This is a genomic window from Flavobacterium sp. ALD4, from assembly GCF_002836475.1.
Taxonomy (GTDB): domain Bacteria; phylum Bacteroidota; class Bacteroidia; order Flavobacteriales; family Flavobacteriaceae; genus Flavobacterium.
This window is the reverse complement of the sequence record NZ_PJBJ01000022.1, coordinates 465896-487164: the sequence shown is the minus strand read 5'-3', so window position 1 is coordinate 487164 and position 21269 is coordinate 465896. Positions and strand designations below refer to the sequence as shown.

Genomic DNA, 21269 nt, shown 5'->3' with positions numbered 1-21269 from the left:
TGTGAAGGAAAGAGATTACGGTAATGCCAATCGCAAAACTTCTAACCTCAATCTTCTATATGCAAACCTTATTTATTTCCTTTTTCAAAATCAGCAACAAATTGTGCTAAACCGATATCTGTCAATGGGTGTTTCAACAATCCGTAAATTGCAGAAAGAGGGCCTGTCATAACATCAGCGCCAATTTTAGCACAGTTCACAATGTGCATAGTATGACGTACTGAAGCAGCAAGAATTTGAGTTTCGTAACCGTAGTTATCATAAATCAATCTTATTTCTTCAATCAATGCCAATCCATCCGTAGAAATATCATCTAAACGACCTATAAATGGAGAAACATAAGTTGCACCTGCTTTGGCAGCCAATAAAGCTTGACCTGCAGAAAATACTAATGTTACATTCGTTTTAACACCTTTATCAGAAAAGTATTTAGCAGCCATAACACCTTCTTTGGTCATTGGCAATTTCACGACAATTTGATCATGCAAATCAGCTAACTCTTCTCCTTCTTTAATCATTCCGTCATAATCAAGCGCATTAACTTCAGCACTTACATCCCCGTCAACAAGATTACAGATGTCAACATAATGCTTCAAAATGCTGTTTTTTCCGGTAATTCCCTCTTTAGCCATCAATGATGGATTTGTAGTAACTCCGTCTAAAACACCTAACGCTTGCGCTTCCTTAATTTGAGCTAAATTAGCCGTGTCAATAAAAAACTTCATAATATATGTTTGTTAAATTGTGTGTTTGTATTTTGGGTGTGCCCCTTAGTAAAAACTTCGGGTCGAGCTTTCCACTACAATCTTTTCCTAAAAAGTAAAAGGATTTCCGCTTCAGTCTCTCACGCTAATTTGATGCAAATTACAACTTATAATGGTTCATGAGCATTTTTTCATAAACTTTATCAGGAAGAATTCGTTTCAATACAATCGAAAATTGCTGCATAAAAGCCCCTACTTTATAATGAACATTCGGCTCTTTAGTCTGAATAATTTTATAAACTGCTTCTGCCATTTCATTTGGATTACTACCGCCATCAACATGCTCATCCATCGTCCGCAATGATTCCCCATAAGAAGCCTCATAAGCAGAGCCCTTTATGACTGGTGCATGATAACGTCCTGAAGCAATATTCGTGGCAAAATCACCCGGAGCAACATTCGTGATGTGAATTCCAAAGGACTTCACTTCCATACGTAGTGCCTCGGTTATTAGTTCTAAAGCTCCCTTAGACGCAGAGTAAATGGAGCGATAAGGCAAACCCATATATCCAGCAATAGAAGTAACGTTAATAATCAAACCTGATTTTTGTGCACGCATTTGTGGCAACGCAGCCTTCATCACTTCAATAGGCCCGAAGAAGTTAGTCTCAAAGTTGTTTTTTATCTCTTCTGAAGGTATTTCTTCCATTGGTCCTGTGATTCCGACACCTGCATTATTAATAACAATATCTAATCTACCCGAACTGGCGATTATTTTTGTAACAGCAGCTTGAATTGATTCTGAATTACGAACATCTAAAGCGACTAATGGAAAAATAGAGTTGAGTACCCGTTCCGGGTTTCTGCTCGTTCCATAAACAACAAAGCCTTTATGATGTAAAAACTCTCCAATGGACTTCCCTATTCCGGACGAACCTCCTGTAATCAAAACTACTTTACCCATGGTTGCTTTTATTGGTTTGACCAAAAATAAAAAAATCCTCCCGAAGGAAGACTACTTTTTTTTGAATTCTCTAAAAATATATTGAAAATCTGAAATGAATTCAGATTAAAAAAATGGCAAGCGACCTACATCGCACCGCTCAACCACGTACCCTTGCTATGTTCCCATCCTGGGGGAGTCTGCAGGAGCTGGTCGTGTAGGACTTGCCGGTGCAAATATACAATCTTTTTATATTTTTGCAAGCGCTTTGCTCCGTTAAAATAACATTGTATATTGGTATATTCTAAATTCATACTATGAAAAATTATAACGTACTATCAGTCATTTTATTAGCAATGACTATTTCTAATTGTGGAGGTACAAAAAAAGGAGAAAATACTATATTTAATTTCAACACTTCAACATTTGCGGCAAAATACACCCCTGAGCAAGCACTAAATTTAGAAATTTTGAACTTAGAATCTAAAGATGTAGATAGCACCGTATACTATGTAAATGATTCTAAGGTTGGAGTCACAAATGGTCTAGCAAAACTTACTTTTGAATTAAAAGACCAAAAACTGGGTTACCAAAACCTAAAAGCCTTGGTGTTCTACGAAGGTGAAAATTCAGAAGCAACCGCAAGAGTAGAACTAGTATCAAGCGTACAACCCAAATTATTGAAGTATAAAATTGTAAATATCCACCCACATGATACGCTTTCATTTACAGAAGGTCTAGAGTTTTACAAAGACACTCTTTATGAAAGTACAGGGCAAAAAGGGGCTTCTTATTTCAGAAAATACGATTACAAAACTGGAAAAATCTATAAGCAGGTAAATCTTGATTCTAAATATTTTGGCGAAGGAATTACTTTTCTGAATGACAAATTGTATCAATTAACATGGCAAGAAAAAACAGGCTTTATCTATGATGCTAATACATTAAAATTAGAGAAAACCTTTGCCTTTACTAAAGATATTGAAGGATGGGGAATGACTAATGATGGGAAAAATATTTACCAATCTGACGGAACAGAAAAAATTTGGACAACAAACCCTGAAAATCTAGAAATGCTGGATTATATAAACGTCTACTCTGGTAAAGCTAAAATAAAATCGATCAATGAATTAGAATATATTAACGGTAAATTCTATGCAAATGTTTGGCAAAAAGATGCAATCGCAGTAGTAAATCCGAAAAATGGGGCAGTTGAAGGAATTATCGACCTCTCTGGCCTTAGAAAAATGGTCAAAAATACAACAGCCGAAGTCTTGAATGGGATTGCGTACAACCCAAAAACTGGAACTATTTTTGTCACCGGTAAAAACTGGGATAAAACATTTGAAATCACCGTTTCTGAATAAATAAAAAACAACATTGACTACATTAATCATAAATATAAAGGAATTACTTCAAGTACGAGAAACAGCAGTTGCCAAAGTTTCTGGTGCTGCAATGGCTATACTACCGACCATCAAAAACGCCTACTTGTTTATAGAAGACAATTTGATTGCTGATTTTGGTCATATGAATAATTTACCTAAAAACAAAGCAGATCAAACTATCGACGCCACAGGAAAAATGATATTGCCCTCATGGTGCGACAGTCATACCCATATTGTTTACGCAGGCAATCGCGAACAGGAATTCGTGGATCGCATCAACGGACTCAGCTATGAGGAAATAGCCAATCGCGGTGGTGGAATCTTAAATTCAGCTAAAAAGCTGAACGATGCAACTGAAAAAGAAATCTACAATCAATCGAAAGAACGTTTAGAAGAAGTGATGCGCTTAGGAACTGGAGCAGTCGAAATCAAATCGGGTTATGGGTTAACGATAGACGGAGAATTAAAAATGCTTCGAGTCATCAAACAACTAGCGCAAAACTATCCCATATCGATAAAAGCCACGTTTTTAGGCGCCCATGCCATTCCCTTAGAATACAAAGAAGATCGAAAAGGCTATATAGCGATTCTAATTAACAATATGCTTCCGGAAATCTCCAAAAATAATCTGGCGCAGTTCATAGATGTATTTTGTGAGACTGGTTATTTTACTGTTGAAGAAACAGAAGAGATTATGAAAGCCGGAATACACTTTGGCCTAAAGCCAAAAATTCATGTGAACCAGTTCAATTCCATCGGTGGAATTCAAGCAGGGGTAAAATACAAGGCGTTATCTGTGGATCATCTTGAGGTAATGACAACAGAAGATATCGAAGCATTAAAAAATACAGAAACGATGCCTGTAGCCTTACCTTCCTGCTCTTATTTTTTGAGTATTCCTTATACCCCGGCCCGTGAAATGATTTCAGCTGGTCTTCCACTGGCACTCGCTACGGATTATAACCCTGGTTCCACCCCCTCCGGAAATATGAATTTTGTTGTGGCAACTGCCTGCATTAAAATGAAAATGACTCCTGAGGAAGCCATTAACGCCGCCACCATCAACGGAGCATATGCAATGGGAATTTCGGATACCCACGGAAGCATAACTATTGGTAAAAAAGCTAACTTTATTATCACGAAACCAATCCCTTCCTACTACCAATTGCCTTATGCTTTTGGGAGTAACTTAATAGATAGCGTATTTCTTGAAGGAAAAATTATTACATAAAAAAAGAGGAGCTATTAAGCTCCTCTTTTTTTATTGAATGCAAGTTTATACTTAGTTCAAAATAAAACTAGTTTTTGAAACGATTTCATTTTTATCAAAAACGTTTACATAGTAAGTTCCTTTTGCAAAATCTTTACCAGGTAAATTTTCTGTAACCTGAACTGTTTTATTTTCATATTTTACAGTAGTCATGAAGCTATACGTCAGTGTATCATCACCAAAACTTACCGCTTTTTTATCTCCTAAAACATTATTCTTTCCGTCAATAACTTGAACATAATAAGTTTTATCTCCTGACTTTGCAACTTGATTTGCAGCAATTGTAAAACTAACTTTAAGCATATCTGCTCTGCTAGCTTTGTCCGTTTCGATTTGCTTTCCTGAATTTCTTACTTTAAATGCCGAACCTTTCATATTCAAAACAGTTAATTTTGAAGCTTTTTCTACCGTTTTTGCTAATTCTTCATTTTGACCAACTAAAACCTCATTGTATTTTTTAGATACTCCAAGTACAATTACCGTACTATCACGTTGTGTAGTTAAGGTTGTGTTTTCCTTTTTTAAACCTTCATTTTCGGCCATTAAAGCTTTCATGTTGTTTTGAAGTGCAAAAAATTGCTTTTTGTATTTAGCCATTGAAGCTACATCCCCTTTAGACTTATTTAAATCAGCCATTAAACTAACAACTTTGTCTCTTTCTTGAATCAACTCATCAGACATGGAAGTATTTTCAGAAATTGCTGCATCATAAGTCGTTTTTAATTCTTGTAAATCTTTCATGACTAGTTCTTTATCAGTCATCGTACTTTTCAATTCTGTTTGCACCGTTTTCACATCAGAAGTAACCTTAAATATATAAATTAAGCTTCCCACTAATAAAACCGCTAATACAGCGATAACTGCCTTCAGACTTGAACTACTTTTTTGATTTTCCATCTTTAATATTTTATTTTTTTTTCAAATTTAACAATATATATTGAAGTACTAACGTAAGTTACAACAATTATAGTATTTTTGAAAAAATATTATTTTTTTTTTATGGAGAAGCTTATACCTTTTACAATAAATGACCTTGCCAAAATTACCAACCATAGAAGTGGTGAAATAAAATTTGGCGAGAAAATGATTACAATACCAAAAGGAGAGGATCCCATTGCATTTCTACAAACCACTGAAGCTAAGTATGTTCTATTAGGTATCCCCGAAGACATAGGCATAAGAGCCAATTTTGGGAGACCGGGAGCAGCCTCGGCATGGGACACAGCTATTAAAAATATTGCCAACATACAGCATAACCGTTTTTGTAAAGGGAGCCAACTTATTGTCCTAGGCCAAGTTAATGTTTCTGAAGAAATGAAAGAAGTGGAACATTTAAATTTTCATGATATCGATGACCGCTCCAAATTAAGTCAATTAGTTGAAAAGATTGACAAAGATGTTTCTCATATTATTTTTAATATAATCAAATCTGGTAAAACTCCAATCATAATTGGTGGTGGTCACAATAATTCCTACGGTAATATAAAAGGTACTGCCCTTGCAAAAGGAAAACCGGTAAATGCAATCAATTTTGACGCTCATTCTGACTTTAGAATCCTGGAGGGACGACACAGCGGAAATGGTTTTTCATACGCTTACGAAGAAGGCTTTCTTAAAAAATATTTTATTTTTGGATTACACGAAAACTACACCTCTAAAAGTGTTTTAGACATGATCAAAAAAACAGAGGACCGAGTACGATACAACACTTATGACAGCCTCGCTATCAGAAAGGAAAAAGACTTTAACCAAGAAATGGTTAATGCCCTTGAATTTATAAAAACTGATTTTTTCGGAATTGAAATTGATTTAGATGCCATTCCAAATATTGCGAGTAGCGCCATGACATTGAGTGGTTTCTCAGTAGAACAACTCAGGCAGTTTATTTCTTTTTTTGGTAAAAACAAAAATGCAGCCTATATACATATATGTGAAGGCGCACCTGAATTAGGAGAAGAAAAAAATACTCATTTGATAGGTAAACTAATTGGTTACTTGGTGACTGATTTTATAAAAGCCAATAACAACAACATTTGATTAACCTCATAAGGTCGTTCAAAACGAGTGTAAATCTACATGAAAACGAGTAATAAATAAGCATCAAAAATAATAATACTATCTTTGCAAAAACTATCCTTGTACTTAATACAGGATATTTAATTTCAAAAATATGTTATTCGAAGATTTATCACTTTCAAAAAGTATACAAAGAGCCGTATATGAACTAGGCTATACTAACCCCACTCCCATTCAAGAACAATCTATTCCACTAGTATTAGCAGGAAAAGATTTAATTGGTTGTGCACAAACCGGAACTGGAAAAACAGCAGCATTTGCTATCCCAATTATACACCAATTGCATCGTATTGTAGGCTCATCAAAGAAAGCCAAACAAATTCGTGCGTTAGTGGTTACCCCAACACGGGAACTTGCAGTACAAATTGGCCAAAGTTTTGACACTTATGGTAAATACACAAATCTGACTCAACTTACCATTTTTGGAGGTGTTTCACAAAACCCACAAGTTGATGCTCTAAGAAACGGTGTTGATATTTTAATCGCAACTCCAGGAAGATTACTTGATTTACACAAACAAGGTTTTATTGACTTAGATCATTTGCACGCATTGGTACTTGATGAAGCAGATCAAATGCTTGACATGGGATTTGTAAACGATGTAAAAAAAATCGTTAAGCTTACTCCTAAAAATAGACAAACATTATTTTTCTCTGCAACAATGCCAATTGCTATTCGCGAACTGGCTGAGATGTTTTTAACAAACCCCGAAACAGTAACCGTTTCTCCTGTTTCATCCACAGCTGAAAATGTAGAACAACATGTCTATTTTGTTGAAAAAACAGAAAAACGAAACTTGTTATACCATTTAATTAAAAATCAAGATCTATCCGATGTTTTAGTTTTCTCAAGAACGAAGCATGGCGCAGATAATGTTGTAAAAGCATTACGTAAAAACGGTATTGCAGCTGAGGCTATTCATGGCGATAAATCTCAAAATGCGAGACAACGTGTGTTAGAAGCTTTCAAGAATAAAGAAGTTGGCGTTTTAGTGGCTACTGATATTGCGGCACGTGGAATTGATATTGATCAATTGCCTTTCGTTATTAACTTTGATTTGCCAAATATTCCTGAAACATACGTTCATAGAATAGGAAGAACAGGACGCGCCGGAAATGGTGGTGTCGCTATATCCTTTTGTAGCAAAGATGAGCATGCGTATTGGAAAGATATCCAGAAATTAATTAAAGTTGATGTGAAGATAGTTAGTGACCATCCTTATCCATGGCACTCTGGAAGTCCGGAAACAGCATCCGGTGGATCTACAAAACCAAAAAATTCAAATAGAAGTGCCGGAGCTCATAAATCCAGAAAGTCAGACGCCTCAAAGCAAAATAAAAAACGCTGGTACTAACCAGTTTTTTTATTAATTAACAGTAAGAAATACCTTTCCCAACATGGGGAAGGTATTTTTTTTATTACGTAACTACTTGCTTACTAGTTAATTAAATGTTATAATGATTAAGTAAATTGATAAATTATATTTTATTATCTAATTTTAATAGTAATTAATAATCATTTAAAACACAACAATTATGGAAGCATTAGTAAAGAGAAACGGATCTGTTCCGTTAACGCGCACTAGTTTATCACCAACAATGAATACATTTTTTGATGATTTTTTATCTAGAGATCTTATGGAAATGACTGGTCCAAATTTCGCTACATTAGGAACCAATTTGCCATCTGTAAATTTAAAAGAGACAGACAAAAAAATTGAAATCGAATTAGCGGCTCCCGGTCTAAAAAAAGAAGATTTTAACATTGAATTAGACAACAAAATGCTAACTATTTCTTCAGAAAAAGAAGAAGAGAAAGAAGAGACAAGAAATAACGAGAATTACTATCGAAAAGAGTTTAGTTATCAATCCTTTTCCAGATCTTTTAATCTTCCGGATTATACCGATGAAAACCACATCAGTGCCAATTACAAAGACGGCATACTGCATGTTGATATTGCCAAAAAAGAAGGTGGCAAGAAAAAAACAGCAAAAACTATTACTATTAAATAAGGAAGGGTTTCTTTGAAATTCTTTTAATTATAAAGTGATCGTAAAGTCATTTAAGCTAAAATTAGTTTGTTATGATTTCGCGATTGCTTTTTTTTTAAATATTTGCAGAGTAACTTTTAAACTATAACAGTCTCATCCGTTTTATACAAAAGCTGATTTATAGTCTTAAATAATAAGATCGGTTCAAAAGGCTTGATGATAATGTCATTAATTCCAGCAGAAAGGGCCTCTTCAGTAATTTCCTCTTTGTCAAAGGCAGTTAATGCTATTACAGGCGTGATTATGCCTTTTTGACGTATTCGTTTGGTAGTTTCAAAACCATTCATCAACGGCATATTTATATCCATCAGGATAATATCAAATTTTTCAGTTTCAAGTAGTTCAAGAGCGTCCATTCCCGAGTCAACCACCGTGCATTTATAATTATTTTTTTCAATAGTCTTTTTTGTAATTAGCTGATTGATTTTGTTGTCATCCACAACTAGTACAGTAAATATTTCACTGGAGGTCAAATCAACCTGAATCTTATTTATGAGCTCAATAGTTTTAATAGGATCGTGATCAAATGCTATTGTAAAAGTGAAGGTGGTTCCTTCCCCTATTTTACTCTTTAGCGAAATAGTGCTATCAAATAATTCTAACAACCGTTTTACAATAGACAAACCTAAACCTGTACCTTGATAATCTATTTCTTTTCTCCCAATCTGAACAAATTTATCAAATATTTTTTCTTGATCTTCTGCTGCAATACCCACTCCGTTATCCTGAATATTAAATTCAATAAAATGAGCTTTATTTTCGATTTTTACCAATTCTGCATTGATATTCACTTCCCCATTATTGGTAAACTTCAACGCATTACTTACCATGTTTATTATAATTTGAGAAAACCTTAGTTTGTCTCCGATTAAATATTCTGGAATTGTAGGGTCGATAATAACATTAATGTGGTTGTTATGACTTTTTGCAATGAATGACAATGAATTCTTAATCAGATTAATTTCATCCGACAGATTGAACGTTAAACTTTCTAGTATAATTCTATTTTCTTCTATTTTATTGATTTGAAGAACATCGTTAACAAGCGACAATAAGTATCGTGCTGAAAACTTAAGGGAATTTAAATGAGGACTGTCGGCCAATTCTTTATGCTCATCCAACAGCATATTTGTTATTCCTACAACACCGTATAAAGGAGTACGCAATTCATGACTAATTGTTGATACAAACTGAGATTTTAAATAGGACGCTTCTTCCGCTTTCTCTTTTGCAAGAAGTAATTCTTCATTTGCAATGATGAGCTCCGCATTTTTTTTCTTCTTGAAGCTGTAATTTTTATAAACACTATAAAGTAAAAGCAATACCACAATCATGGCAATAATAAATAAAACTACAATAACTATTGACTTTTGCAAGCTTACAAATTGTAAGTTTTTTTCGTTTTCTATTGTATCAACCTTTCTCTTATATTCATCTAATTCGAGATTAACACCAACTATATTCGCTCTTTTAAGTTTATTAGAATCTCTAAGTGTTTTTGTGATCGAATTATAAAGAGCCAAATTTTCATACGCCCTTTTATAATCCCCTTTTTTCATTAATAATTTAGCATACTCTTCATATGCATAGGACAAATCAGATTTGTCTATGTCTTGCTTTCCCAATTCTATTGCTTTTTTAAAAAACAACTCTGCTTTATCAAATTTTAATTTATTGGTGAAAAACATCCCATTTAGCATATTTGCTGCCACAATTGTCGTTTCATCACCATCTGTTTTTTGATGTTTATTTATGAAATCTAAATATGGCTCCCCTTTGTCAAAACTCCCTTTATAAAAATAAGCCCATGTAATATTCATATTTGTAATATAGACTCTGCCAGCATTAGCAATATTAGTACTATATTCTAATGCTTTTTTGTAATAATTTATTCCTACGTCAAAATCGTTTTTTTCAAAACAATACATATTACCTAAATTATTATTTAACGCATTCTTGATGGTGTCATTAGTAGTTTTATTTGCATAAACAAGTCCTTTTTTATAATAATAAATTGCTTTATCGACTTCAGACAGTTCTTCATAATTTGCAGCAATCGTATTATAAGATTCGGCTATAAGACAATCATCATTACCGTTGATAGCATAATGCAATGCAAGTCTAGAGTTTGCTAACGATTGTTCGAATTTAGATTCAGACAAATTATCAGCGGCTAATGCCGTTAACTTCAAAATTGCTTTTCTAGAGGGTATCGGAGTTTTAGCAATAGGAACATTACCAAACATATTAAACGAAATAAAAAGAAATAAAAATATTCGACTATGGGACATAAATTGCGTTTGTTAATCAAATATACATTTATATAATTGAGTGTCAACACTTAAATTAAATAAATATTAACAAATTATCCACAGTAATAAAAAGAAATATCTTACAAGGGAGTTTAGTACTCTGCGTAAAAAAGATTTATTAAAATTGAAAAAAAATTGAAAAAATATAAAAAGCCGCTAGGGTAAATTCTACTCAAGAGGTTTTACCTTAAATCTAGAGACTGAACGGCTAATTCTGTACTGTAAACGGTATCCAAACTATATTATGATAAAACTAAAAATCTTTGGGATGGTTTAATTTCCCAACTGATTTTGCCACTATGGTAGCAACCGTAGAATCACTGGTCACGTTTACAACAGTCCTACACATATCTAAAGGTCGGTCAATGGCAAAAATAAGTGCCAATCCCGCCTCTGGAATTCCAGCTTGACCTAAAACGATAACAAGCATTACCATACCGGCGCTAGGAACTGCTGCAGACCCTATCGAAGCTAAGGTTGCCGTCACCACAATCATCAATTGAGTGTTTAAGTCTAAAGGATTCGGAAGCATTGCCTGGGCAATAAAAATGGCTGCTACCGCCTGATATAAACTTGTACCATCCATATTTACAGTAGCGCCTAACGGTAATACAAAACTGGATACTTCTTCATCAACTCCAACATGTTCCGTTACGCATTCCATCGTCACCGGCAAAGTAGCTGCACTCGAACTTGTAGAAAAGGCCAACAATTGAGCAGGCGCAATCGCTTTGAAAAATTTTATTGGATTTACCTTTGCAAAAATTAGTAACAAAGTAGGATAGAATACAAAAGCCATGATAAACAAGCCTAAAACAACTGTCAATCCATAGATTCCTAAAGCTCTTAACGTACTGAAATCGGGAATTTCAACCATCAAAGATGCCATCAAAGCAAAAACACCGTAAGGTGAAAACAGCATTATAATGTCAATAATCTTCATAATAACATCATTCAAGCCTTTAAAAAAGTCAACAACAGGTTTTGCTTTCTTTTCCTCAACTAAGATAAGTCCAATACCAAGAAGGATTACGAAAAGTATAACTTGTAACATACTCCCATTGTCACTCAAAGCTTTGAAAAAATTATCTGGAACAATATCAATAAGCGGTTGAAGAGGGCCATTCTTTTTAGCACTCGCCGCCATTTCTATTTTTTGAGAGGCATCCACTGAAAAATTTTGGATTAAACTCTCCCTTGACTCTTGATTGATATACCTACCTGGTTTTATTAGATTGGCCAACCCTAAACCAATAGTGACGGCTATTACGGTGGAACACAAATAAAATATTACGGTTCTACCGCCAAGTTTTGAAAGTTTTGAAATGTCTTTTAAATCAGCTAACCCTACTATCAATGAAACCACTATTAATGGGACAGCTATCATTTTAAGAAGGTTTATAAAAATGGTTCCAAAGGGCTTAATCCAGTCTACAACAATCCCTTTTTGTTCTAAATTCTTCATTAATAATCCAAACAGCAATCCTAATATCATTCCTATTAAGATTTTCCAATGCATCGCAAGTTTTTTCATAATTTTAATTTTAATTCTGGCCGTAAAGCCAAATATACAAAAATAAAAAACTCCTCAAAATTGAGGAGTTTTTAGTGTCATTTAGTCTAAAGAAACTATATCTATTTCATTGTTTTCTTCCCATTGACCTACCACCGAAGTGGCTAATGCATTCCCTAAAACATTGGTAGCACTTCTAAACATATCGCAAAAATGATCTATTGGCAAGATCAAAGCGATTCCTTCAATTGGAATATCAAACATACCACAAGTGGCTGCCACAACTACTAAACTCGCTCTAGGCACCCCTGCAATTCCTTTACTTGTGAGCATCAAAACCAATAGCATTGTCATTTGGGTTCCTAAATCCAAATCAATACCGTATGCCTGTGCTATAAAAATACTGGCAAAAGTCATATACATCATACTGCCGTCCAGATTAAAGGAATAACCTAAAGGCAGCATAAATGAAACAATTTTATCTTTTACACCAAAACGCTCTAATTCCTCTGTTAATTTTGGGAAAACCGCTTCACTACTTGTTGTTCCAAAAGCAATAATTAATGGACTAACTATTCTCTTTAACAGTACTGTCATCCTGCTTTTAAGGAAAATATAACCAACAAGTATTAATACTACCCAAAGCGATGATATACCAATTAAAAACGAACCGAAAAATTTAAAATAAGTAATTGCCAATTCTTGAAAATCCCTAACGGCAAAAACACCCGCAATAGCTCCAAAAACTCCGATTGGTGCAAAATTCATAACATAATTTACCATCTTTAAAATGATATGCGACATTTTATCCAATGCAGTGACCACGGGTTTAACATAATCTCCAATTGATGCTGCGGCTAAACCAAAGAAAATGGAAAAAACAACAATTTGCAAAATTTCATTAGTCGCTAATGCTTCAAAAATACTCTTTGGAACAATATGTTCAATAAAATTTTCAAAGGAAATACTCTGTGTTTTGGCTACCACCTCTGATCCTGAAGTCAAATCAACATTGGATAAATTAAGCCCTACTCCAGGCTCAAGAACATTCACAAAAAACATTCCTAACAGTAAAGATATAAGAGAGGCTGTGAAAAACCAGCCTAATGCTTTTCCTCCAATTCTACCCACTGCACTAACATTTCCCAACTTTGCAATACCCACAACCAGTGTCGTAAATACTAATGGAGCAATAATCATTTGCACCAATCTTATAAAAACTGTTGCAAGAATTTTTACCTTATTACTGAAGGATAAGGCTGCTTCTGCTGAAATAGAATTGTGTATTACAACTCCTAAAATGGCTCCCAGAACCATTGCAATCAGTATTTGTGTAGTCAAGTTTGATGTTATTGACTTCTTTTGTATTTCTGTAGAACTCATTTGGTTTACGGTAGGTTATTGGGGATGGGTTAATTATTAAAAGTATCTTCTTAATTGAAGTTACCAATGCATTAGTATTAATATGTTTTGTTAATCAAATAAAAATCAGCCAATACGATTGCCGCCATGGCTTCAATAATAGGCACTGCTCGAGGTACCACACATGGATCATGGCGCCCTTTTCCTGTCATTTCTGTAATATTACCTTGATTATCTAACGACTCTTGTTTCTGCATGATGGTAGCTACCGGTTTAAAAGCCACTCGGAAATAAATATCCATACCATTGCTGATTCCACCCTGAATACCACCGGAAAGATTTGTTTTTGTAGTTCCGTCCGAATTGTATAAATCATTATGTTCGCTACCTTTCATTTGTGCTCCGCAAAATCCACTACCGTATTCAAACCCTTTAACAGCATTGATAGAAAGCATCGCTTTACCAAGTTCTGCGTGCAGCTTGTCAAAAACAGGTTCTCCTAGACCAATGGGCACATTTTGAATTACGCAGGTAACCGTTCCTCCTACTGTATCTCCCTGCTTACGAATTTCACGTATGTACTCTTCCATTATCACTGCTGATTCTTCATCAGGACAACGTACAGGATTATTTTCTGTTTTAGAAAAATCCAAATCTTGATATGGTTTTTCCAGAAAAATAGGTCCTACCGAGGATACGTATGCATTGATTTTAATGCCTGGTAACATTTGTTTAGCAATAGCCCCCGCCACTACTCTGCTCGCTGTTTCTCGTGCGGAACTACGTCCACCACCGCGATAATCACGTATTCCGTATTTTTTTTCATAAACATAATCCGCATGACTAGGTCTATAATTATCTTTTATATGAGAGTAATCGTCTGATTTCTGATTTGTATTTGGTATGATAAAACCTATTGGTGTACCCGTTGTTTTTCCTTCAAAAATACCCGACAAAAACTGGACATCATCCGGTTCTTTCCGTTGCGTAACTATGGCAGATTGACCCGGTTTTCTTCTGGACATTTCAAGTTGAATTGCCTCTAAATCTATTGCTATTCCTGAAGGACATCCATCAATGATTCCGCCTAATGCTTCTCCGTGAGATTCCCCGAAAGTTGTTATTCTAAATAGGGTTCCGTAGCTGTTTCCTGCCATTATAAAAATTTTGGAACAAATATATGTTTTATGACTTAAAGTAAAAAATTTAAAATTAGGATTACATAACAAAATTATAAGCGTAATAAAATTACGTTTAGTTAATAGCTAACACAACTTCATAACACTTTCTTAAAACTGAATCCATAACTCAATGCCTAAATTTGTGAAACTTCAAATTAGAATCAATTGAAAACAAGAAAAGTGGAGATCGTTGTAATTTCTGATGTGCATCTTGGAACCTTTGGAAGTCATTCCATAGAACTCAATAAATACTTGTCATCAATAAAGCCTCAGGTTTTAGTTTTAAATGGCGATATCATAGATATATGGCAGTTCAGAAAATCATATTCCCCTGCTACCCATTTGAAAATCATGCAAAAAATAATGAGCCTTGCTTCCAAAGGGACTAAAATCTATTATATTAAGGGAAATCACGATGAAATGCTTCGGAAATTTATTGATCTAAATCTGAGCAATATTGAATTAGTGGACAAATTAATATTGGAAATGGATGACAAAAAAGCATGGATCTTTCATGGTGATGTTTTTGATGCTTCCGTAAATCATGCAAAATAGATCACAAAATTAGGTGGTTTGGGGTACGATTATTTAATTCTTTCCAACCGATTTGTTAATTGGTGTTTATAAAAAATCGGGCAAGAACCGTATTCTTTTTCGAAAAAAATAAAAGCAGGAGTAAAAAAAGCAGTCAAACACATTTCAGATTTTGAAGAAACCGCCACGGAACTAGCTATTGAAAAAAAATACGACTATGTAATCTGCGGACATATCCACGAAATAAAAATCATAAAAAAAAATAAAAATGGGTCTGTTTTATATTTGAATTCTGGGGATTGGGTAGAAAATTTAACTGCCCTTGAGTACAATAAGAAAAGGTGGAAACTATACCGCTATCAGGAATCTAATTTTTCTCAAGAAGAAAATCTTTTTGAAATGGAAGACAATTGGATTAGCCAATTAATTTCAGCCGAATTTTTTTCAAAATAAATTAACTCCATTTGATTTTATATCTAAAATTTAACACATTTTTAATAGCCATAAATAAAACATAAAACCAATGGCAGTCAATAGAAAAAGCATAAATTAACAACCCTTAATGTGTGAATTTTGAAACAATTAACAATTATAATATAAATTTTTCGTTAAGATCTCGTTGTAACTTTGCACCAACAAATATTTATTTATGAAAAAAATTATTTTATCAGCTTTTATGTTAATTGGATTAGCATTTAGCACACAGGCACAAGACATCTCTAAAAATGCAATAGGTTTACGTTTAGGAGACAGTGGAGGTTTTGGAACTGAAATTACTTACCAAAGAGCTTTGGGAAGTAACAATAGACTTGAACTTGATTTGGGTTGGAGAAATAGAAAAGACTACAATAATAATAGTTATGATGACAACGCAATTAAACTAGCTGCTTTGTACCAATGGGTATGGAACATCGATGGTGGCTTCAACTGGTACGCAGGTGTTGGTGGTGGTTTAGGACGTTACAGTTATGATGACAATAATAACAATCATTATAACGATACATTTGCTTTTGCTGCAGGGGATATAGGAATTGAATATAACTTTGATATTCCATTGTTGATCTCTCTAGATTTCAGACCAGAATTTGGTGGTAATGGTTATTACAAAAACAATTACGGTTCTGATATTGCTTTGGGTCTTAAATACCAATTCTAATATTATACTGCATACATAAAAAAGGCCACTAGAAATAGTGGCCTTTTTTTATTTAATGATAATTTCTTTTTTAGAATTAATTTTGACAACGCAGAACGGATAAGTAATAACCTGAGTAACCATAGAGCCAGGCTCCGGACTACTCTCTTTGACATTGATAATTATATTCTCCTTGGTTTCCACTACGCTTTCAATTCCTATCGAATAACCTCCCGTGTTTTTTTCACCCATATTCAAAATGACAAAATTTGATTTTTGAACATCAAGGGCACTGATTTTATTTCTCAGCTTCTTATCATTCTGCAACATCTTTATTTCATTTGATTCAGTCAAAATCTCGTAGAAATTAATGTTACCGCCACCATCAGATTGTTGCGTCAATACTTCAAACAAAGGCTTTTTTACCGTCACTTTTGTAGCTGTAGCGCCACATGAAACTAATAAAAAAATAACAAACAAAAAACTGATTTTCTTCATTGAGTTAGTTTATGTTGATTCAAAGGTTTATTCCCTTTTGGATTGGCTTAAAAACTTATTCTTTTTGGAATATTTCTTAATTGCCTTTTGATATAAGTCGACGTACAACGGCAAAATATTTTTAATGTCAAACTTTTGTGCGACAGACAATGCATTTTCTTTAAATTTTAAAAGAGTAGCATCGTCTTTCAATATTTTCAAAGCATTCTCAGCCATTTCATCGGTATTCCCAACATCACTCAAGTAGCCTGAAATTCCTTCAAAATTTACTTCAGAGAGACCACCTGAGTTACTAGATACCACCGGGACTCCCCACGCCATGGCTTCTAATGCAGCCAGACCAAAACTTTCTGTTTGAGACGGCAACAAAAACAAATCAGTATAACTTAAAATTTTATCGATTTCATTACTGTTTCCAAAAAAGATTACTTTGTCCAAAATACCTAATTCCTGACATAGATATTCCGCTTTTTCTTTTTCAGGGCCATCACCTACCATCATTAGTTTAGCAGGAATTTCCTTTTGAATTTTATAAAATATTTGGATAACATCTGGAATTCGTTTTACTTCTCTAAAGTTACTGATGTGGGTAATGATTCTTTCGTCTTCCTTAGCCATTACAGAGCGGCGACATGAAATATCGGGATCTTGAATATTCTTATCTAATTCTATAAAATTAGGTATAACATGAATATCTTTTTTTATGTTGAATAACTTATAGGTATCCTCTTTCAAGCTTTGTGAAACTGATGTTACTATATCTGACTTATTGATACTGAAACTTACTGCCGGTTTATAAAAAGGATGATTTCCAACCAAAGTAATATCTGTTCCGTGAAGTGTGGTTACCATAGGTATTTCAATGCCTTCATCTTTCAGCATTTGCTTAGCCATATAACCTGCATAGGCATGAGGAATAGCATAATGCACATGCAGAATTTCAATCTTATAGAGTTTAACCATGTCAACCAATTTGCTCGACAGCGCTAATTCATATGGTTGATAGAGAAATAACGGATACTCAGGAACGTTAACCTCGTGATAATGCACATTGGGATTTAACAATGCCAAACGAACAGGTTGACTGTAGGTAATGAAGTGAACTTCATGGCCAAGACGAGCTAATTCGAGTCCTAACTCTGTAGCGACAACTCCACTTCCACCGAAGGTCGGGTAACAAACTATTGCAATTTTCATGTATCTGTTTTAATGCAACGAAATTAAGTAAAATAGAGACGCCATTTTTTAAAAGGGCAAAAGAAATCTTTTACTGGGCATCTGCTTTAGTCTAATGCATTACTGTTCGATAGCTTCATAAATTATTTCCTGAATGTCTTCTCGAATATTTTCTCTTGATAATTTATTTCCGGTATCTCCGGGAAATGTTCTATTGGATAAAAAGATATAAACGATTTCCGTTTCTGGGTCCGCCCAAGCCATTGTCCCCGTAAACCCAGTATGTCCAAAACTGGTCATGGAAGCACAGCCGCAAGTGGGGCCCTTGTCCCCTAACTGAGGTTTATCAAAGCCTACTCCTCTTCTATTGCCTTCCGCACAAAAATAGCAGGTATTAAAATCATTGAATGTTTTTTCAGAGAAATATTGCCTATTCCCATAATTTCCTTTTTGTAAATAAAGCTGCATTATTTTAGCCACATCCATACTATTTGAAAAAATTCCGGCATGTCCTCCAATACCGCCTTCCATTGCAGCTCCCATATCGTGAACATATCCTTGTATAATCTGATGACGGAAATAGCTGTCAATTTCTGTTGGAGTAATCCTTCCTTTAGCTATTCTTTGCAATGGATTGTACATCGTGTTATTTGCTCCAAGCGGTTTATAAAAATTCTCCGTACTTAAAACATCTAGTTTATTACCGGTAGCTTTTTCTAAATACTCTTTTAGAATGATGAACGTGAAGTCACTGTATCTGTATTTTTTTTGAGGAAGCAGCCTACTCTCTGCAATTAACTTCATAATAGTATCATGGTAATCATTTCGTAAAAAAAGACTATCAGCCACTTTTGTAGAAAACTGTGCCTCTGACTTCTTTTTATAGTATTTATCCAAAGGGTTACCTTTTTTATCTACCGTAGCTTTATAAAACGGAATCCAAGGTTGTAATCTGGCATAATGGGACAAGAGCTCCTTAAAGTGTATATCGTGTTTATTAGAATTTTTAAAAATAGGAAGCATGGAGTCTAAAGTAGTTTCCATATTTATTTTCTGCTGATCATATTGCAGCATTACATTGGGTAACGTAGATAATATTTTTGTTAAAGAAGCAACATCATACAGGTCCGTATTGGTAATTTTTGATCCCTTTTCATAAGTCTGGTGTCCAAACGACTTCTGGTAAATAACTTTTCCTTTTCTTGCCACTAAAATCTGCATTCCTGGAGCCATTTTTCCATCGATTGCCTTTTGTGCTATCGGTTCAATTTTAGCCAAAATTAAAGGATTCATTCCAACGTTTTCTGCTGCCGTAAATCCTAAAACATTTAATTTTTCTGTCGAAAGCCCGTAATTAGCGGTAAAATTGGCAGTAACAGTAACGGGTAATTTCCCTTTAGCCTCAATAGCGCCAAAAATCAATTCTGCAGAAACTTCTTGCGCAATGGGGCCATTTTGATACGAAACCACAACGCCTTCGACATCAGTAAAACTATCTACGGAAATCAAAGAATAAGGAGACGCAAAAACATCAAGTATTACATTGTTATTTTTAGCTAAAAACGCTATTTTTTGCAATTCTGTTTGGCTAAAATCAAAACTCTTCCAAGCTATATCTGATTTATGGTAACCAATAATTACAGTTGTAAATTCGCTTAATTTTGATTGTAAATTCTCAAGATTGTCATCAGCAATTTCAGTTACTTCCGTGTATTTTTTTAATGTAGCAACAAATGTATTGTTTGTTGCATCTCCCATTTTTAGATAGGCGACCTTTTGATTTGATAAATCTTTAATTGGTAAAACAGTATTAGAATTTTTCAGAACAGTAATCGCGTTCTCATACAATTCATAATTTAGCGCCTCATTTTTAGTAGAATTAAGATCTTTATACAAGTTTTTAATTTCAATTGGCTTGTACGCATTTAAGCCTGCGTAATATTTAAATTTAAGAATTTTCTTTACTGATAAAGCCAGTCTGCTATCCGTAAATAACGAATCTTGATAAGCTTGTTTGAAAACATCTAAAGCTAGCGGTACATTTTCCGGAAATAATAAAACATCATTACCCGCAAGAAAAGCACGTAAATCAATCTGTCCCGGAGTACTAAATTCGCTTACCCCTTTCATGTTTAAGGCATCCGTAAAAATAAGTCCTTGAAAGCCTAATTCCTTTTGAAGCACGTTTGTGACAACATTATAAGAAATAGAAGAGGGATAACTTGGTTTGGACTCTAGACTCGGTACGTTTAAATGCGCGACCATAACAGAGGCAAGCCCTTCCTCAAACATTTTTTTGTAGGGATAGAACTCCATTACCTCTAACCTTTGCTTAGAAAAATTAACTGTTGGTAATCCTTTATGGGAATCAGTTTCGGTATCCCCGTGACCTGGAAAATGTTTTCCTGTAGAAAACACTCCTTTTCCCTGCATACCCTTCATCATTGCAATGGCTCTCTCCGTAACTTTATACTTATCTTCACCAAAAGAACGGAAACCAATAATAGGGTTTTTAGGATTCGTATTAATATCCAATACAGGAGAAAAGTTAAATTGCAGACCAAGTCTCTTGCTTTGTTCTCCCATCTGGGCACCCAATTTCTCAATCAATTTCATATCCTGCACCGCGCCAAGAGTCATGTTCCATGGATAGGTATAAGTTGAATCGAGACGCATACTAAGTCCCCATTCGGCATCATTACCAATAAATAGCGGTATTTTTGATTTGGATTGGTAGCGATTTGTCAAATTGGCCTGACGTACAGGTCCTCCTTGAAAAAAGATTAGTCCTCCAATTTTATTTTCTGTGATGAGTGTCTCGATAGCATCGTAATGCTCATTATCTTTATTGGAATAGGCAGCCACCATAAATAATTGGCCTACTTTTTCGTCAAATGTCATAGCATTATAAATACTATCTACCCATTTTTTTCCATCGTTTGAAATTTCAAAAAGCGTAGGAGGTTTTTGAGATTTGTCAATTACCAAATCGTTATTTTCGGTAGGGATATGGACAAATACTACCTTAGGCTTATTATTTTTTATCCCAATACAACTGGTTATAAAAAAAAATAAGACATAAAGAAAACTAATTCTGATGCCTGTATTTTTCATTAAAGTATTACG

At 34.4% G+C, this 21269-nt stretch carries 16 protein-coding genes, 1 other RNA gene and 1 pseudogene; 7 read left to right on the top strand and 11 right to left on the bottom strand.

Annotated elements, in window-relative coordinates; all coding sequences use genetic code 11:
• Positions 1-68: 68 nt before the first annotated feature.
• The 3 genes from fsa to ffs all read right to left on the bottom strand — a co-directional run bounded on the left by fsa (position 69) and on the right by ffs (position 1877).
• Positions 69-725, bottom strand: coding sequence for a fructose-6-phosphate aldolase (gene fsa, locus CXF59_RS02150; RefSeq protein WP_101136057.1), 657 nt, complete (start codon positions 723-725; stop codon positions 69-71).
• A 139-nt stretch (positions 726-864) separates the two neighbouring features.
• Positions 865-1668 carry an SDR family oxidoreductase gene (locus CXF59_RS02145; RefSeq protein ID WP_101136056.1) on the bottom strand — a complete coding sequence of 268 codons (804 nt, stop codon included), beginning with the start codon at positions 1666-1668 and terminating at the stop codon, positions 865-867.
• Between the two features lie 111 nt (positions 1669-1779).
• An RNA gene (gene ffs / locus CXF59_RS02140) (signal recognition particle sRNA small type) lies at positions 1780-1877 on the bottom strand.
• Positions 1878-1964: 87 nt separating this feature from the next.
• Here ffs and CXF59_RS02135 point away from each other — a divergent pair.
• Both CXF59_RS02135 and hutI read left to right on the top strand, forming a co-directional pair.
• The gene (locus CXF59_RS02135) at positions 1965-3014 is read left to right on the top strand and encodes a glutaminyl-peptide cyclotransferase (RefSeq protein WP_101136055.1); all 1050 of its coding nucleotides are present in this window, start codon (positions 1965-1967) and stop codon (positions 3012-3014) included.
• A gap of 13 nt (positions 3015-3027) precedes the next feature.
• Complete coding sequence (hutI, locus tag CXF59_RS02130) at positions 3028-4266, top strand: imidazolonepropionase (RefSeq protein WP_101136054.1); 1239 nt, start codon at positions 3028-3030, stop codon at positions 4264-4266.
• Positions 4267-4317: 51 nt separating this feature from the next.
• On the opposite strand, the gene CXF59_RS02125 is transcribed toward hutI, so the two are convergent.
• Positions 4318-5202, bottom strand: a complete 885-nt coding sequence (locus CXF59_RS02125) for a hypothetical protein (protein ID WP_101136053.1) — start codon at positions 5200-5202, stop codon at positions 4318-4320.
• Between the two features lie 102 nt (positions 5203-5304).
• Between CXF59_RS02125 and CXF59_RS02120 the strand changes: the two genes are divergently transcribed.
• The 3 genes from CXF59_RS02120 (at position 5305) to CXF59_RS02110 (ending at position 8393) form a co-directional block, all read left to right on the top strand.
• Entirely contained in the window at positions 5305-6342 is a 1038-nt protein-coding gene (locus tag CXF59_RS02120) for a formimidoylglutamase (RefSeq protein ID WP_101136052.1), read from the top strand.
• Between the two features lie 133 nt (positions 6343-6475).
• The gene (locus CXF59_RS02115) at positions 6476-7735 is read left to right on the top strand and encodes a DEAD/DEAH box helicase (protein WP_101136051.1); all 1260 of its coding nucleotides are present in this window, start codon (positions 6476-6478) and stop codon (positions 7733-7735) included.
• A 181-nt stretch (positions 7736-7916) separates the two neighbouring features.
• Positions 7917-8393, top strand: a complete 477-nt coding sequence (locus CXF59_RS02110; RefSeq protein ID WP_101136050.1) for an Hsp20/alpha crystallin family protein — start codon at positions 7917-7919, stop codon at positions 8391-8393.
• Positions 8394-8509: 116 nt separating this feature from the next.
• Here the strand turns inward: CXF59_RS02110 and CXF59_RS02105 are convergent, their stop codons facing one another.
• From CXF59_RS02105 to aroC, 4 genes are all read right to left on the bottom strand, one after another.
• Positions 8510-10723 (bottom strand): response regulator, encoded by a 2214-nt coding sequence (locus tag CXF59_RS02105; protein WP_198554617.1) that lies wholly within the window; start codon positions 10721-10723, stop codon positions 8510-8512.
• Between the two features lie 274 nt (positions 10724-10997).
• The gene (locus tag CXF59_RS02100; RefSeq protein ID WP_101136048.1) at positions 10998-12278 is read right to left on the bottom strand and encodes a dicarboxylate/amino acid:cation symporter; all 1281 of its coding nucleotides are present in this window, start codon (positions 12276-12278) and stop codon (positions 10998-11000) included.
• 81 nt (positions 12279-12359) lie between these two features.
• Positions 12360-13640 carry a dicarboxylate/amino acid:cation symporter gene (locus CXF59_RS02095; RefSeq protein ID WP_101136047.1) on the bottom strand — a complete coding sequence of 427 codons (1281 nt, stop codon included), beginning with the start codon at positions 13638-13640 and terminating at the stop codon, positions 12360-12362.
• A 77-nt stretch (positions 13641-13717) separates the two neighbouring features.
• Complete coding sequence (gene aroC / locus CXF59_RS02090; protein ID WP_101136046.1) at positions 13718-14776, bottom strand: chorismate synthase; 1059 nt, start codon at positions 14774-14776, stop codon at positions 13718-13720.
• Positions 14777-14965: 189 nt separating this feature from the next.
• Here aroC and CXF59_RS02085 point away from each other — a divergent pair.
• Together CXF59_RS02085 and CXF59_RS02080 are read left to right on the top strand one after the other, a co-directional pair.
• Positions 14966-15787: pseudogene (locus CXF59_RS02085) on the top strand (UDP-2,3-diacylglucosamine diphosphatase).
• A gap of 196 nt (positions 15788-15983) precedes the next feature.
• Positions 15984-16490, top strand: a complete 507-nt coding sequence (locus CXF59_RS02080) for a hypothetical protein (RefSeq protein ID WP_101136045.1) — start codon at positions 15984-15986, stop codon at positions 16488-16490.
• A 48-nt stretch (positions 16491-16538) separates the two neighbouring features.
• Here the strand turns inward: CXF59_RS02080 and CXF59_RS02075 are convergent, their stop codons facing one another.
• From CXF59_RS02075 to CXF59_RS02065, 3 genes are all read right to left on the bottom strand, one after another.
• Positions 16539-16967 (bottom strand): protease complex subunit PrcB family protein, encoded by a 429-nt coding sequence (locus tag CXF59_RS02075; RefSeq protein WP_101136044.1) that lies wholly within the window; start codon positions 16965-16967, stop codon positions 16539-16541.
• Positions 16968-16994: 27 nt separating this feature from the next.
• Complete coding sequence (gene bshA, locus CXF59_RS02070) at positions 16995-18164, bottom strand: N-acetyl-alpha-D-glucosaminyl L-malate synthase BshA (RefSeq protein ID WP_101136043.1); 1170 nt, start codon at positions 18162-18164, stop codon at positions 16995-16997.
• A gap of 99 nt (positions 18165-18263) precedes the next feature.
• Entirely contained in the window at positions 18264-21257 is a 2994-nt protein-coding gene (locus tag CXF59_RS02065; RefSeq protein ID WP_101136042.1) for a glycoside hydrolase family 3 N-terminal domain-containing protein, read from the bottom strand.
• Between the last annotated feature and the right edge of the window lie 12 nt (positions 21258-21269).